This is a genomic window from Streptomyces sp. NPDC007346 (genome assembly GCF_040703535.1).
GTDB lineage: Bacteria > Actinomycetota > Actinomycetes > Streptomycetales > Streptomycetaceae > Streptomyces.
Map to the genome: position 1 here is coordinate 1 of NZ_JBEYKR010000167.1, position 14,396 is coordinate 14,396.

The 14,396-nt window shown below is 71.4% G+C and carries 11 protein-coding genes; 3 read left to right on the forward strand and 8 right to left on the reverse strand.

Annotated elements, in window-relative coordinates; genetic code table 11:
- The 6 genes from AB0917_RS29845 to AB0917_RS29870 all read right to left on the reverse strand — a co-directional run.
- A partial coding sequence (locus tag AB0917_RS29845) for a glycosyl hydrolase family 18 protein (RefSeq protein ID WP_366822789.1) occupies positions 1–1,543 on the reverse strand: 1,543 nt, incomplete at its 3' end.
- A gap of 282 nt (positions 1,544–1,825) precedes the next feature.
- Positions 1,826–2,578: an amino acid ABC transporter ATP-binding protein gene (locus AB0917_RS29850; RefSeq protein ID WP_366822790.1), complete on the reverse strand. Its 753-nt coding sequence runs from the start codon at positions 2,576–2,578 to the stop codon at positions 1,826–1,828.
- The gene (locus AB0917_RS29855) at positions 2,575–3,453 is read right to left on the reverse strand and encodes an amino acid ABC transporter permease (RefSeq protein WP_366822791.1); all 879 of its coding nucleotides are present in this window, start codon (positions 3,451–3,453) and stop codon (positions 2,575–2,577) included. Before AB0917_RS29855 ends, AB0917_RS29850 begins: the two co-directional genes overlap by 4 nt.
- Positions 3,450–4,340: an ABC transporter substrate-binding protein gene (locus AB0917_RS29860; protein ID WP_366822792.1), complete on the reverse strand. Its 891-nt coding sequence runs from the start codon at positions 4,338–4,340 to the stop codon at positions 3,450–3,452. Before AB0917_RS29860 ends, AB0917_RS29855 begins: the two co-directional genes overlap by 4 nt.
- 110 nt (positions 4,341–4,450) lie before the next feature.
- Complete coding sequence (gene paaK / locus AB0917_RS29865) at positions 4,451–5,746, reverse strand: phenylacetate--CoA ligase PaaK (protein ID WP_366822793.1); 1,296 nt, start codon at positions 5,744–5,746, stop codon at positions 4,451–4,453.
- 426 nt (positions 5,747–6,172) lie between these two features.
- A complete protein-coding gene (locus AB0917_RS29870) occupies positions 6,173–7,729 on the reverse strand; it encodes a hypothetical protein (protein WP_366822794.1) in 1,557 nt (518 codons plus the stop codon).
- 299 nt (positions 7,730–8,028) lie between these two features.
- Here AB0917_RS29870 and AB0917_RS29875 point away from each other — a divergent pair, with 299 nt between their 5' ends.
- The 3 genes from AB0917_RS29875 to AB0917_RS29885 all read left to right on the forward strand — a co-directional run bounded on the left by AB0917_RS29875 (position 8,029) and on the right by AB0917_RS29885 (position 10,683).
- Positions 8,029–8,529 carry a hypothetical protein gene (locus AB0917_RS29875; protein ID WP_026242033.1) on the forward strand — a complete coding sequence of 167 codons (501 nt, stop codon included), beginning with the start codon at positions 8,029–8,031 and terminating at the stop codon, positions 8,527–8,529.
- A 247-nt stretch (positions 8,530–8,776) separates the two neighbouring features.
- The gene (locus AB0917_RS29880; RefSeq protein WP_366822795.1) at positions 8,777–10,027 is read left to right on the forward strand and encodes an MFS transporter; all 1,251 of its coding nucleotides are present in this window, start codon (positions 8,777–8,779) and stop codon (positions 10,025–10,027) included.
- Positions 10,028–10,125: 98 nt separating this feature from the next.
- Positions 10,126–10,683 carry a TetR family transcriptional regulator gene (locus AB0917_RS29885; RefSeq protein WP_366822796.1) on the forward strand — a complete coding sequence of 186 codons (558 nt, stop codon included), beginning with the start codon at positions 10,126–10,128 and terminating at the stop codon, positions 10,681–10,683.
- A gap of 174 nt (positions 10,684–10,857) precedes the next feature.
- Here AB0917_RS29885 and AB0917_RS29890 read toward each other — a convergent pair whose 3' ends face one another.
- Complete coding sequence (locus AB0917_RS29890; protein WP_366822797.1) at positions 10,858–13,071, reverse strand: germacradienol/geosmin synthase; 2,214 nt, start codon at positions 13,069–13,071, stop codon at positions 10,858–10,860.
- Positions 13,072–13,276: 205 nt separating this feature from the next.
- Positions 13,277–13,987 (reverse strand): transglycosylase SLT domain-containing protein, encoded by a 711-nt coding sequence (locus AB0917_RS29895; protein WP_366822798.1) that lies wholly within the window; start codon positions 13,985–13,987, stop codon positions 13,277–13,279.
- Between the last annotated feature and the right edge of the window lie 409 nt (positions 13,988–14,396).

Below are 14,396 nucleotides of genomic sequence, written 5' to 3' on the forward strand. Positions count from 1 at the left end.
TGCCGAGCAGCAGCTTGGAGGCCGGGACGCCCTTGGCCCGCAGCTTGGCGATGGCGTCCGCCGAGTTGAAGCCCTGGCCGGGGATGCCGGGGTACGAGGTCAGCGGGGAGTGCGGGGCCGTCGGACCCTGTGCGGACCAGCTGCCGAAGTAGTCGTACGTCATCACGTCGTACCAGTCGATGTACTGCGCGGCGCCGCCGTAGTCGGCCGCGTCGATCTTTCCGCCGTCGGAGCCGTCCGCGGTGATGGCCGCGGTGAGCAGGTTGTCCGGGCCGAACTTGGCGCGCATGGCCTGCATCATGTTCTTGATCGCGGCCGGGCCGCTGGTGTCACAGGTCAGACCACAGGCGTTGGGGTACTCCCAGTCCAGGTCGATGCCGTCGAAGACACCGGCCCAGCGCGGGTCCTCGACCAGGTCGTAGCAGGACTGCGCGAACGCGGCCGGGTTCTGGACGGCCTGGCCGAAGCCGCCGGACCAGGTCCAGCCGCCGAAGGACCACAGCACCTTGATGTGCGGGTACTGCGCCTTCAGCTTGAGGATCTGGTTGAAGTGGCCGCGCAGCGGCTGGTCCCAGGCGTCGGCCTTGCCGTCGACCGACTGGGCGGCGGTGTAGGACTTCTCGTAGTCCTCGTACGCGTCGCCGACGGTGCACTTGCCGTTCTGCACGTTGCCGAAGGCGTAGTTGATGTGCGTGATCTTCTCGGCGGAGCCGGAGGTCACGAGATCCTTCACCGTGTAGGAGCCCCAGTTGGTGAAGTAGCCCAGGTTGATCTTGCCGTTGCCGCCGGGGTTCTCGCCGCCACCGCCGCCGGTGGTGCGGACCGTGGTGGCCGGGGAGGCCGGGCCGGTCTGGTCGGCGGTGTCGCGGGCGACCACGGTGTAGCTGTAGTCGGTGCCGGCGGTCAGACCGGTGTTGGTGTAGGTGGTGCCGGTGACCGTGGCGACGGTGGCGCCGTCGCGCTTGACGTCGTAGTTCTTGATGCCCTTGTCGTCCGTGGCGGGCGCCCAGGACAGCTTCACCGAGGTGTTGGTGATGTCGCTCGCGGTGGGCTTGCCCGGGGCGGAGGGGGCGTTGTCACCGGGGGTGGAGCCGCCGTCGCAGGGGTTGCCGTTGAGCTTGCAGCCGCTGGGCGCGCCGGAGCCGCTGCCGTTGAAGCCGAAGGAGGCGGTCGCGCCCGGAGCCAGGGTGCCGTTCCAGCCGAGGTTCTTCGCCGTCCAGTGGTTCGCCGAGTTGGTGACGGTCGCGTCCCAGGCCGAGGTGACCTTGGTGTTCGCGGGGAAGTCCCACTCGATGGTCCAGGAGGTGAGCGTGGTGGTGCCGGTGTTCTTCACCGTCCACTTGCCCTCGAAGCCGGAGCCCCAGTCGGAGGCCTTGGCGTAGGTGGCGGTGGCCGAGGCCGCGGCTTCCGCGGGGCTGGCGAGGCCGACCATGGCGGCCAGCGGGAGGACCAGCGCGGTGGCGCCGGCGAGGACCTTGGACCGCTTGTTCGGGGTGGTGCTCCGTGGCGATCTGGTGCGGCGCCATCGTGGTGCAGTGCTCAAGGGGGCTCCTCGGGTGACATCCGGAGGGCAGGGGTGGTCCCTGGCCTGACAACCCTGCGTGGCCTTGAGTACGTGGCGTTCTCTTCGGTACCCCCGCAGTGTCTCCGCGACCCTAAGAAGGCCTAGACCAATCGTCAAGAGGTCTGGACCAAAAGATCGTTGAGCGCCGGAAGCCGTCCGCCGGTCCGGGCGGCGCCGCTCCGTAAGCCCTGCTCGCGCCCCGGATGACCGATCGGTCGAAGAGGACGCGTGCCAGGAGGGGGGAACGGGGCGCGGCACCCCTCACAGCCGCCCCGCCTCCACGATCCGCCGCAGGAACCTCTGTGTACGCTCCTGGCGGGGCGCGCCGAACACCTCGTCCGGCGTGCCGCGCTCCAGCACCACCCCCGCGTCCAGGAAGCAGACCTGGTCGGCGACTTCGCGGGCGAAGGCCATCTCGTGGGTGGCGATGACCATCGTCATGCCCTCGTCCTTCACCTCGCGGACCAGGCTCAGCACCTCGCCCACCAGCTCCGGGTCCAGGGCGGCGGTGATCTCGTCCAGGAGCAGCAGCCGGGGCCGTACCGCCAGCGCCCGTACGATCGCCGTACGCTGCTGCTGGCCGCCGCTGAGCCGGTCCGGGTACTCGTCGGCCTTGGCCCCGAGCCCGAGCCGTTCCAGCAGCTCACGGGCGCGCGATTCGGCCTCGGCCCGGGAGAGGCCGTGGACGCGCCGCGGGGCGAGCGTGATGTTCTGAAGGACGGTCAGGTGCGGGAAGAGGTTGTACGCCTGGAACACCACCCCGATCCGCCGCCGCACCGCGTCCGCGTCGGCCCGGGGATCGGTGATCTCCTCGCCCTCCAGCCAGATCGCCCCGTCGTCGATCTCCTCCAGGAGGTTGGCGCAGCGCAGCAGGGTCGACTTCCCCGACCCCGAGGCGCCGATCAGCGCGGTCACGGTGTGCGGGGCGACCTCCAGGTCCACGTCCCGCAGCACCAGCGACGTACCGAACGACTTGCGGACCGCCTCCATCCGCAGCACGGGCGTCATGCTCATACGAGTCCTCCCTGGGCCCGCCGACGGTCCATCCGGGCCGTCACCCAGTCGGTGAGCCGGGTCATCGGGATGGTCAGCGCGACGAAGACCAGACCCGCCACGACGTACGGGGTGTAGTTGAAGTCCTTGCTGGCGATGATCTGCGCCGCGTACACGGCGTCGACCGCCCCGGCGATCGAGACGAGACCGGTGTCCTTCTGGAGGGAGACCAGGTCGTTGAGGAGCGGCGGCACCACCCGGCGTACCGCCTGGGGCAGTACGACGAAGCGCAGCGTCCTGCCGCTGCTGAGCCCCAGCGACCGGGCGGCGGCCCGCTGCGAGGGGTGCACGGACTCGATGCCCGCCCGGAAGACCTCGGCGACGTACGCCGAGTACGTGAGCACCAGCGCGCCACCGCCCAGCAGGACCGGATCGTTGGTCACACCCTCCAGGCGCAGCGCGGGCACCCCGAAGACCACCATCAACAGGCAGATGATGAGCGGCAGTCCGCGGAAGAAGTCCGTGTACGCGGTGGCCAGTGCCCGTACGGGGAAGAACACCGGCCCGCGCAGCGTCCGTGCCACGGCCAGCAGCAGGCCGAACGCCAGTACGGCACTGCCGCACACCGCCAGCAGCCGCAGGTTCAGCCACAGGCCCTCCCGGACCTGCGGCAGCGCCACACGCGCGTAGTGGGGGCTGAAGAACGTCTCCCGCGTACGGTCCCAGCCGGGCGAGCCCGTGATCAGCAGGAACAGCACCACGCCCGTCACCAGTGTGCTGGTCGCGGCGATGGCCGTGGCCCGCCGGGTGCGGGCCCTCCGGTGGCGTTCGCGGGCGATCCGGCGCTCGGAGGGGACGTAGGTGTCCTCTCCGGCGGGCGTCTTGTCCAGCGTCACTTGAGCACCGGCGCGTCGACGGCGTCGGAGAGCCACTCCTTCTCCAGGGCGGCGAGCGTGCCGTCCTTCCGCAGGGCGTCCACCGCGCCGCTCACGCAGGAGGTGAGCGTGGACTCCTTGTCGAGGACCAGGCCGAACTGCTCGGGGTTGTCCGCGGAGTTGGGGAACTGGCCGACGACCTCTGCCTCCGGCACCTCGGCCCCGGTGATGTAGAAGGCGGTGGGCAGGTCCACCACGATGGCGTCCACCTGGCCGGTCTTCAGCGCCGACTTGGCGAAGTCGTTGCGCTGGTAGACGGCCGCCTTCTCGTCGGGCTTCACCAGGTCGTTGATGAACTCCAGGCTGGTCGTGCCCACTTGGGCCCCCAGCTTGACCTTCTTCAGGTCGGCCACGCTCGTCGCCCCGGCCGCCTTCGACGACTTGAGCGCGACGACCGCCTGGCGCACGTCGTAGTAGCCGGAGGAGAACGCCACGGCCTTCTTGCGGGACTCGCTGATGGAGACCTGGTTGATGGCGAAGTCGAACTTCTTGGCGCCGGGCGCGAACGCGCTGTTGAACGGCACGTGCTGCCAGGCCACGGCGTCGCGCTCGTAACCGAGTTGCTGGGCCACGGCGTACGCCACCGCCGACTCGAACCCCTTGCCGTTGGACGGCTCGTCGTCGGAGAACCAGGGCGCGTACGCGGGCTTGTCCGTACCGACGGTCAGCTTCCCCTCCACCTGGGTGGCGAGCCCGCCCGGCGCACAGGCCTCGGTCCCGGCGCCGGCCCGACCCGTCGCCTCCTTCTCCTCCGGTTGCGGGGCGCAGCCGGCCAGGGCGGCGCAGAGGGCGACGGCGGAGCAGACGGCGGTGACCGTGGTGACCAGGGAACGGTTGGCGAGATGCATAGCGGGAGACTGGCAGTGCCCGGGTCTCCCTGTCGAGATCTTTCGAGCAGCTGTCCGCATAGTGGGAACGGGTGTTGCGGTGTTGTGAACACACCGCTCACGGGCGCTGTTCACCCCGTGCCGGACTCCCGCAGGTCCACGATCCGCCGGATCTTGCCCACCGAGCGCTCCAGCGACTCAGGGTCCACGATCTCGACCCCCACCGACACCCCGACCCCGTCCTTCACCGCCGCCGCGATCGCCAGGGCCGCCTTCTCCCGGTCGGCCGCCGTCGCGTCCGCCCGTGCCTCCGCGCGGACCGTCAGCGCGTCGAGTCGGCCCTGCCGGGTCAGGTGGAGCTGGAAGTGCGGGGCGACTGCGGGTGTACGCAGCACGATCTCCTCGATCTGGGTCGGGAACAGGTTCACCCCGCGCAGGATCACCATGTCGTCGCTGCGCCCGGTGACCTTCTCCATCCGGCGGAAGTTCCGGGCCGTCCCCGGCAGCAGCCGCGTCAGGTCCCGGGTGCGGTAACGGATCACCGGCATCGCCTCCTTGGTGAGGGAGGTGAAGACCAGCTCGCCCTCCTCACCGTCCGGCAGCACCTCACCGGTGAGCGGATCCACGACCTCCGGATAGAAGTGGTCCTCCCAGATGTGCAGCCCGTCCTTGGTCTCCACGCACTCCTGCGCCACCCCCGGGCCCATCACCTCGGAGAGCCCGTAGATGTCGACCGCGTCGATGGCGAACCGGTCCTCGATCTCCCGGCGCATCGCCTCGGTCCACGGCTCCGCGCCGAAGATCCCCACCTCGAGGGAGGTCGTGCGCGGGTCGACACCCTGCCGCTCGAACTCGTCCAGCAGCGTCAGCATGTAGGAGGGCGTGATCATGATGATCTCGGGGCGGAAGTCCTGGATCAGCCGCACCTGGCGCGCCGTCATCCCGCCGGACGCGGGGATCACCGTGCAGCCGAGCCGCTCGGCCCCGTAGTGCGCGCCGAGCCCGCCGGTGAACAGCCCGTACCCGTACGCCACATGCACCTTGTGGCCGGGCCTGCCGCCCGCCGCGCGGATCGACCGGGCGACCACGTCCGCCCAGGTGTCCAGGTCCCGTTCGGTGTACCCGACGACGGTCGGGCGTCCGGTCGTGCCGCTGGAGGCGTGGACGCGCCGGACGTCCCGCTCGGGCACGGCGAACATCCCGAACGGGTAGGTGTCGCGCAGGTCGGCCTTGGCGGTGAACGGGAAACCCGAGAGATCGGCGAGCGTACGGCAGTCCTCGGGCCGCAGTCCGGCGCCGTCGAACGCCGCCCGGTGGAAGGGCACGTTGTCGTAGGCGTGGCGCAGGGTCTTCCGCAGCCGTTCGAGCTGGAGGGCCTCCAACTCGGCGCGGCTCAGCTGTTCCGCCGCGTCCAGCATGGCCGTCATCAGGTCCCTTCCTCCCGAACCGGAACGACCGATCATTCGGTCGATCTTTCTGGGAGCAGTAATGCAGGAGGCCGGGGGAGCTGGCAAGAGGGGTGCACGGACCGCCTCGGCGAGTCCGACGTCCACCGGCAGGCCCGGATCACCGCCCCGCGCCGCGAGATCGACGCGTCGCGATGCACGTCCCGATCCCCAGGTGCGGGGCAGCGCGGGTGAGCGCCGGACCGGCGGGGCCGCCGGGGCGCTCAGCCACGCCCACGGCGGCGGGGCGCGGTTCTCCGCCGTACGGCCCGTGGGATCGCAGCCGCCGCCGAGGTGATGCCCCCTGCCGGGATGACGGCCCTGCCGGAGTGACGGTCCCCGGGCGACGATCCTGCCGGGCCGCGTCCCTGACCAGGGGAGCGCTCCCGCCGGTCCCCGGTCGCGGCCTCAGGACAGGGGGCAGCTGAGCGGCAGCACCCGTTCGGTCAGCCGGCCCGTGAGGCGGCCGTCGGCGGTGGCTGCCTCCTCCAGCCAGTCCGCCGCGGTCAACTGCTCGATCAGGGGCTCCAGTTCATCGGGGGCGACGGCACACCAGGAGGTGAGGGCCGCCAGATCGACGCCCTCGCCCTCGGGCCCGAGCTGCCCGTCGCTGCTGGTCCGGACGGCCAGGGCCAGGGCGAGGAGCCGGGTGGCGGCACCGGTCTTCTTCTTGCGGAGCTTCTTGTCCCCGATGACTCGCTGGGCCCATCCGCTGAGCTTGGGACGTGTCTTCCTGCCGAAGCCGAACGGGCCCTGGCCGCTGTCGTCGGGCGTCAGGGACGGGATGGTGATCGGGGTGGGGCTCTCCGGGCGGGAGTCGAGCAGATCGTCGGCGGTGCCCGGGATGGAGAGCCAGCCGCACTCCACGAGCCGGCCGATCAGCTCCTCGGGGTCCGTCAGGGGCAGCCCCCTGACGTCCTGCCCCACCAGGTTGCCGGTGCCGGTGAGCGCCGAGCGCAGGGTCATCACCACCGCCATCAGACGGGCCTCCGGGCCGGGCAGCGGGGTGTGGCCGGCGACATGGGCGAGGACCGTCCGTGCGTGCTCCCACTGCGTGAGTCCGGGCAGCAGGCGGTTGATGCCCTGCCCGTCGCCCGCGGGGCTGAGACCGGTGCGCTGCTGGTGCTGGAGGAGAGCGGCGGCGGCCGCCTGCTCGGCGCGCTGTGCCTCCAGCCGCAGCTCGGTCTCCCCGGTGACCTCCGCCCAGGTGGTGAAGGCCTTCGCCTTGCGGGCGTGGAGGTCGGCGAGGTGCGCCAGGTCGGGCTCGGGGCGCTGCTGGTAGGCGCGGAAGAGATCGCCCAGCTCGATCAGCTCCTCGCGCAGGGCGACCGGGTGCAGGTCGTGCGGCACGATCCGCTGCGCGATCTTCCCCGTCCGACGGTTGCGCCGGGGCTTGGCGGAGCGGGGGGCGGGCACCTCCCGGGGGGCGACGGCCGCCGGCGAGGGGACGTGGGCGTGGGAGAACTGCGGGCCGGCCGGGGCGGGGGGACGGCCCGCAGCCGGACGGGCCGCCGCCGTGGGGGCCGGCCCCGCGGCGGCCGGGGCGGTGGCGACGACCTTCGCGGACGGGTGGGCGGCCGCACAGCGCGCGCAGCACTCCAGCCCCCGCCACCAGCGGCCCTGCCGGTCGCTGATGACGGCCAGGACGACCGGGCCCCCGCAGCGCGACGCCGGGGCACGGTCGCGCGGGCCGTCGGACCGCACGTGCGTGTGGCACTCCTCGGCCCGGCAGGCGCAGTACGCCTCGGCCCTGGGCCCCGAGGCGGCTCGCAGGTGCGTCGCGAGGTGCGCGACGGCAGCCGTGCGGCCGACGGCGGCGGAGGGCAGAACCTGGGGGGCGCAGGCCGGACGGCTGCACGAGACGCGCACCGCCGCGCCACCCCGGTCCGCCGGGTCCAGGCGCACCATCCACGCGCGTCCCGCCACCCGCTCTTCCAGCCCGCTCACTGTGCCCTCCACCGTCATCCTGTTCCTCTTCCTCCGGCGTATCGCCGTACCCGTTCCGCGGCGTATCGCCGTACCCGCACTTACCGCTGCCGCGGCGGACCGGGCACGGCGGTGATCCAACGGTATGCGGCACATGGCGCCGGTGCGGGCGAACTTGCTCCGATTCCACGCGGAAGAGTCTCCGCCGGAGCGCGCTCGTGGTGGTGGGCCGATGGCCGGAAGGCGGTGGGTGGTGGCCGGCGGGCCGGTGGCCGGGGGGCGGAGATCCGCCCCGGGCCCGGCTCCGCAACGTGAGCCGGGCCACGTAACATGTCAGCATGTCCTTCCTCCGCCGCCGTAGCGCCGCAACACCCGCGGGCCCGGACTTCGATGTCCTGGCCATGGACCCGGGGGACTGGCCCGGCAACCTCGGCGCCGGTCTGCTCCCCGCCCCCGACGGCAGCTGCCAGGGCGTCTTCCTCCGGTACGACCTGTACGGCGGCCGCGGCCCGGCCATGATCATCGGTAATCTCCCGGCGGGTTCACCCGCCCGCGAGACCGAGGACGGCCAGGTCCCCTTCGAGGTCGCGCAGCTGCTGCTGGCCCTGGAGAACGACGAGCCGATCGAGGTCGTCAGCAGTGAGGACGTCCCCGTGATGCAGGGCGACAACCTGCTGATCGTCCGCCGGGTGAAGCTTTCGGAGAGTCGCATCGCCTGCGTCCAGTTCGACCGCAGCGACGGGGTGCTCGTGACCATCGCCAGCTGGGACCGCCCCATCACCGACGATCTGTACACCCTCCTCAAGCCCCTTCCCGCAGAACTGTTCCAGCAGGGCTGAAACGTCTCTGCATAGGCCGCCCGCATATGCCGGGCGGCCCTTTTTCATGCCCGGCCGCCGCCTGCTCCCTCTTGTCTCGGCCGCGCCTGCCTCCCCCGGCTGGGGCGGCCCCCTCCTCATGCGGCCCGGCCGGAAATGCGCGTTGACACGGACGGCGGGGGAACGGCTACGCTGAGAAAATCTAACGACCGTTCAATGTGTAACGCTCGTTCAGTTTTTCCCTCTCCCCGTCCGGAGGTCCGTCCCCATGGCCAACCCCTACGGCGCCCTCTTCGAGGCGCCGGGATCCGTAGCCTTCTCCGTCGCGGGCTTCGTCGCCCGTATGCCGCTCTCGATGGCAGGCATCGGGATCATCACGATGCTGTCCCAGATGCGAGGGGAGTACGGTCTGGCCGGAGCCGTCTCCGCCACGTTCACCCTCTCCATGGCGCTCTGCGGCCCCCAGATCTCCCGGTTGGTCGACCGGCGGGGCCAGGGCAGGGTGCTGCTGCCCGCCACCGGCGCCGGCGTCATCGCGATGGGTGCCCTGCTCCTCTGCGCCCGCTACGACGCTCCCCTCTGGACGCTCTTCGCCTGCGCGGTGGTGGCCGGCACGATGCCCAACATGGCCGCGATGGTCCGCGCCCGGTGGACCCACGCCTATCGGGGCTCCGACCGGCTGCACACCGCCTATTCGCTGGAGTCGGTCGTCGACGAGCTCACCTTCGTGGTGGGGCCCGCGCTCTCCGTCGCGCTGAGCACCGCCCTCTTCCCGGAGGCGGGGCCCCTGGTCGCGGCGGTGCTGCTCACCCTCGGCGTCCTCCTGCTCGTCCCGCAGAAGCGCACCGAGCCGCCGGTGATCCAGCCGCCCACGGACGGCGCCCGGAGCGGCTCGGCACTGCGCGGCGGGCCACTCCTCCCGCTGGCCCTCACCCTCGTCGCGGGCGGCACGATCGTCGGCACCGTCGACGTGGTCAGCGTCGCGTTCGCCGAGGAGCAGGGATCGCCGGCGAGTGCGGGCATCGTGCTCTCCGCCTACGCGGTCGGCTCGGCCGGCGCCGGACTGGTCTTCGGCTCCCTCAGGCTCACCACGCCCCTGCCCCGGCTCCTCCTCCTGAGCACGGCGGGCACGGCCCTGACGACGCTTCCCCTGCTGCTCGTCGGCAACATCGCCACGCTCTCCGCGGCCGTCTTCCTCTCCGGCCTCTTCTTCGCCCCTACCATGATCGTGGTGATGGGACTGGTGGAGAAGACGGTGCCGCCGGCCGTCCTCACCGAGGGGATGACCTGGGCGATCACCGGCCTCAGCGTCGGTGTGGCGCTCGGTGCCTCGGTCTCGGGCGCCGTGGTCGACCGCTTCGGCCCCTTCGGCGGCTTCACCGTCGCCATCGCGGCGGGCGGCGCCACGGTGATACTGGCGCTGATCGCCCAACGGCCCCTCGACCGGCGCCTGCGGCGGCTCTCCGAGGCTCCCGTCGGCCGGCCCGCCGACACGGGGCACACGAAGTCCGCGCTGTAGACGCCGCGTCGCAGACGGACGTAGGGCCCCGCAGCCACGGGGAACGGGGACGGCCCGCCGTTCCCGTCCGGCTCCGACCACGACGCCCGGAGGGCATGATGCACACACCGCAGACCGACGGACGCCTGCTCAAGGGCGAACTCCGGCGGCGCGAACTCATCGAGGCCACCCTCCGGGTGGTCGCCCGCGAGGGCGTCGCCGGCGTCAGCCACCGGGCGGTGGCCCGCGAGGCGAACCAGCCCGCCACCGCCGCCGCCTACTACTTCAAGAGCATCGACGACCTGCTCACCGCCGCGCTCACCGCCTGCATGGACCAGGACGCCGAACGGATGCGGCGCCTGGCCGAGGACACCGACGGCAGCCCCGAAGGCCTCACCGCCCTCGCCGGACTGCTCGCGGACGTCGTGTCCGGCTCCGACCACCTGATCGCCGAGTACGAGCTCTACCTGCTCGCCGCCCGCCGACCGGAGCTGCGCGCCTCCACCGGGCGTTGGCTCGACGCCATCGCCGGGTACGCCCACCGCTACACCGCCGATCCGGTCCGGGTGCAGGTCTTCAAGGGCGTCATCGACGGGCTGCTCCTCCAGGGGCTGCTGACCGACACCCCGCCGACGGCGGCGGAGTTCGAGACGGTGCTCCGGCACGTTCTGCTCTGACCGCGTGACCGCGTGACCGCGTGACCGCGTGACCGCGTGACCGTACGTCCGGGTGAGCGTGCGTCCGTGTCGTGGCCGCCCCGAGGACGGGTCCACGGCCCGCCGTGACGTTCTCACGACGGGCCGTCCGGCCGGATCCGCAGCGCCCGCAGGCCTCTCGTGCCGGCCCCGGGACTACGCCCTGCTGCCCGCCAGTTCGGCCATCAGCCGTGTCACCTGCGCGGCCGAGGTGCCGAGCCCCGTGGGCCCGCTCAGGTGCCAGGGGGCGCCGTGCCCGCGCCGCAGGTCCTCCTCGCGGTACCGGCGGCAGCCCCGGTGCCAGATCAGGATGCCCGCGATCCAGTGCTTGAGCTCCAGCACGTAGCCCGCCAGGACTTCCCGCGCCTCGGCGTCCAGCCCGAAGTCGTCGTACAGCACCGGCAGTTCGACCTCGGCCACATGCAGGAACTGCCGCAGCCGGGAGTTCATCAGGTCGTGGACGATCGCCACGCCGGTCGGATAGTCGACCCCGAAGAAGTTCTGCACGACCAGGACGCCGTTGTGCACCTCGCCCTCGTACTCGATCTCCTTCTGGTACGAGAACAGGTCGTTCAGCAGGCACGCGTAGTCCGCCGCGGCGTTCTCCAGCGACCGCATCGGGCCGCTGCGGTAGACCGCCTCCGGTACCGTCCTGCCGTGCCCGAGCCGGCACAGGCTCATCGTCAGGTCCGAGCCGAAGGTCGCCCGCCGCATCTCGACGTAGTCGACCGGATCGGGGATACGGTTCTGCGCCTGGTTGGCCAGCTCCCACAGCCAGCTCGCGGTCATCGACTCGATCGCGTCCCGGAAGGTGCGCCGCCCGCTCAGGTCCATCGGTGCCGCGGTCCTGCGCCACAGGTCGCCCAGCGACCGCTCCAGCGCGTTCACCGGCTCCGGGGTGCTTTCGCCGTCCAGCGGCATGAACAGCGAGAGCCGCTCATTGGCCAGCCGCGCCCCGGCCAGGTCCCTGGCCCGCCCGTGCACCACGGGGAACCAGTCGTCCCCGTACGTTCCCCAGGCCAGCCAGCCCGAGGAGAGGTCCAGCTCGTCCGGTGTGGCGTCCGGGTGCAGGCCCGCCGCGCACAGGGGGAGGTCGATCGCGATGATCCGCTCCTCGTCCCAGATGTGCGAACCGGGTACTCCCGGCTGCGCCTCCAGGATGCCCATCCGGCGCGCCCAGTCGACGAGCCGGACCCGGGCCCCCTCCAGATGCGGGCTGAGCGTCGTCCCGAACGGCAGGTCGAAGTCCGGCAGCAGTGAGGGGCCGACGTGCTGGTACGGCAGGTGGCTGTGGCTGCGGGCCCGTGCCGTCTCCGAACGCAGCGTGAACTTGATCGAGGCCGCGGACATGCCGAAGCCCGGGACCGCCTCGCCGGCCCCGCCCCCGTTCATGTAGCGGCTGGAGCGCATGTGCCACTCGTGGCCGCCGGACTGCCAGTCCTGGAGCCCCTTGACGTACGCGAGGACGGACGCGGTCTGCGCCGGATCGAGGCCCCTCTCCGCGCAGAGCGGGCCCAGCTCGGTCAGGGCGGTGTTCTCGAACTGCTGGAGCCGTGAGGTCAGCAGGTCGTTGACGGCCTCGGCGGCCTCCTGGGTGGAGCAGCCGAGGAACTTCTCCAGGACGAGGACCCCGTTGCTGTTCTCGCCCTCGTCCTCGACCTCGCGCTGGTACGAGAAGAGGTCGTTGCGCAGGTGCACCCCGTCGGAGAAGGCGTCGCGCAGGACCCGCAGCGCGCGGGCGTCGGCCACCTGGGCGGGCACCTCGGCCCCCGCCGCGTACTCCACGAGCCCGGCCGACCAGGGGGCGCCACCGACCTTGCGGCGCATCTCGATGTACTCGACGGGGTTCGCGATGCGGCCCTCGTTGATGTTGGAGAGCTCCCACATCGACTCGTTGAGGAGGTTCTCCGTGGCCTCGGCGAACCGGGCCCGCCAGGCGTCCGACATCGAGGGGATCGTGCGTGCCCACAGATCGGCGAGGCCCGCCTCGACGGGGTTCTCGGGCTCGGGGGTCGCGGCCCCGCGCTCCATCGGCATGAAGGCGGGCAGCCGGTCCAGATACCGCCGGGCGCCCTCACGGTCGGGGGTGCGCTTGAACAGCTCCAGGAAGTGGTCGTCGAAGAAGAAGACCCACACGTACCAGTCGGTGACCAGGGACAGTGCCTCGGCCGAGCAGTCGGGGTGGGTGTAGGCGCAGAGCAGGGCGTAGTCGTGCGCCTCCAGGTCCTTCTCCTCCCAGATGCCGGATCCCTCCAGCATCCCCATGCCGCGCGCCCACTGACGCGTGTGCGTCCGTGCCGCCTCCACATGAGGGTTGAGCCGCGCCGGATACGGAACATAGAAGTCCGGCAGTGAGAAGGGCTGTGCCATGTGCGTCAGGCCTTTCCAGAAGCCTCCGCGCGGTGAGCGCGCGGACCAGTGGTGTCCGCGCCAGCTCTACCCTTCGGCCAACCGGGGCACGCACCAGAGCGATTAGTCAGATAATCGCGGTCTGTTCTGCGCCTGTTCGGTGGCGGTCCGCCCGGCCCGCGGAGTCGACCCGGCCTGTGGAGTCGACCCGGTACGCGGAGCCGACTCAGTACGCGGAGTCGACGTTGTCGATCGAACCGTACTTGTCCGCGGCGTAGTTGGCGGCGGCGGTGATGTTGGCGACCGGGTCGGTGAGCTTCTTAGGGGTGCCCTTGACGTGGTAGGCGTCGAAGGTCGGCTGGATCACCTGGAGCAGGCCCTTGGAGGGGATGCCGTTCAGTGCGTTGATGTCCCAGTCGTTGACGGCGTTCGGGTTGCCGCTGGACTCGCGCATGATGTTGCGGTGCAGCCCCTCGTACGAGCCCGGGATGTTCTTCTTCTTCATGATGTCGAGCGACTCGCGTATCCAGCCGTCGAGGTTGTTCTTGTACTGCTTGGGAGCGGTGACGGCCTTGCGCTCGGTGGAGCGGTTGGCGGCCTGCTTCTCGGAGCGGGCCTTCTCGGCGGCCTTCTTCGCGGCGGCCTTGCGGTCGGCGACGGCCTTCTTCGCGGCGGCCTCGCGGTCCGCCACGGCCTTCTTCGCCGCAGCCGCGTCGGCGGCCTTCTTCGCGGCGGTCTCCTGGGCGGCCTTCTTGGCCGCTGCTTCCTTCGCCGCGGAGACACCGGCGACCTTCTCCGCGGCGATGGAGTCCTTGGCCGCGGCGGGCTGTGCGTCGCTCTGCCCGCCGGTCGCGGTGATGGCCGTGACGGAACCGGCCGCGACGAGCACGGCGGTGGCGAGCTTGTGGGAGCGGGTGATGCGGATGGTGCGGGGCATGCGCGAGCTCTTCCTGTTGGGGACGGGATCCGCGGTATGGGCGCCGCGTGAGCAGAGACCGAGGGGGATCGGCTGCCGATCGCCGGTGGGCGCTCGTCGCAGGCTCGGTCTCGGTGCTTGCCGGAATCCATGGTTAACGGGCCCCGGAACAGGAAGCAATGCCCCTCATTACTACCTCTGATAGCAGATGGGGCGGAATAACCGCTTTGGGGGTTTCTTCGCGCCGCAGCGGAGAGCCCGCACCCACTACCGAAGCTCGTAGGTGACGTGGGTCTCGTGGCGCGCCTCACCCGGGGAGGGTCACCGGGTGGCGCTCGGTCAGTGCTCCGTCACGGAGCGGCACCGTTTCCGCGGGCCTCCGCCGCGCCGGAAACAGCACAGCGCGCTGCGGGACCGGTGTGTCGGCACC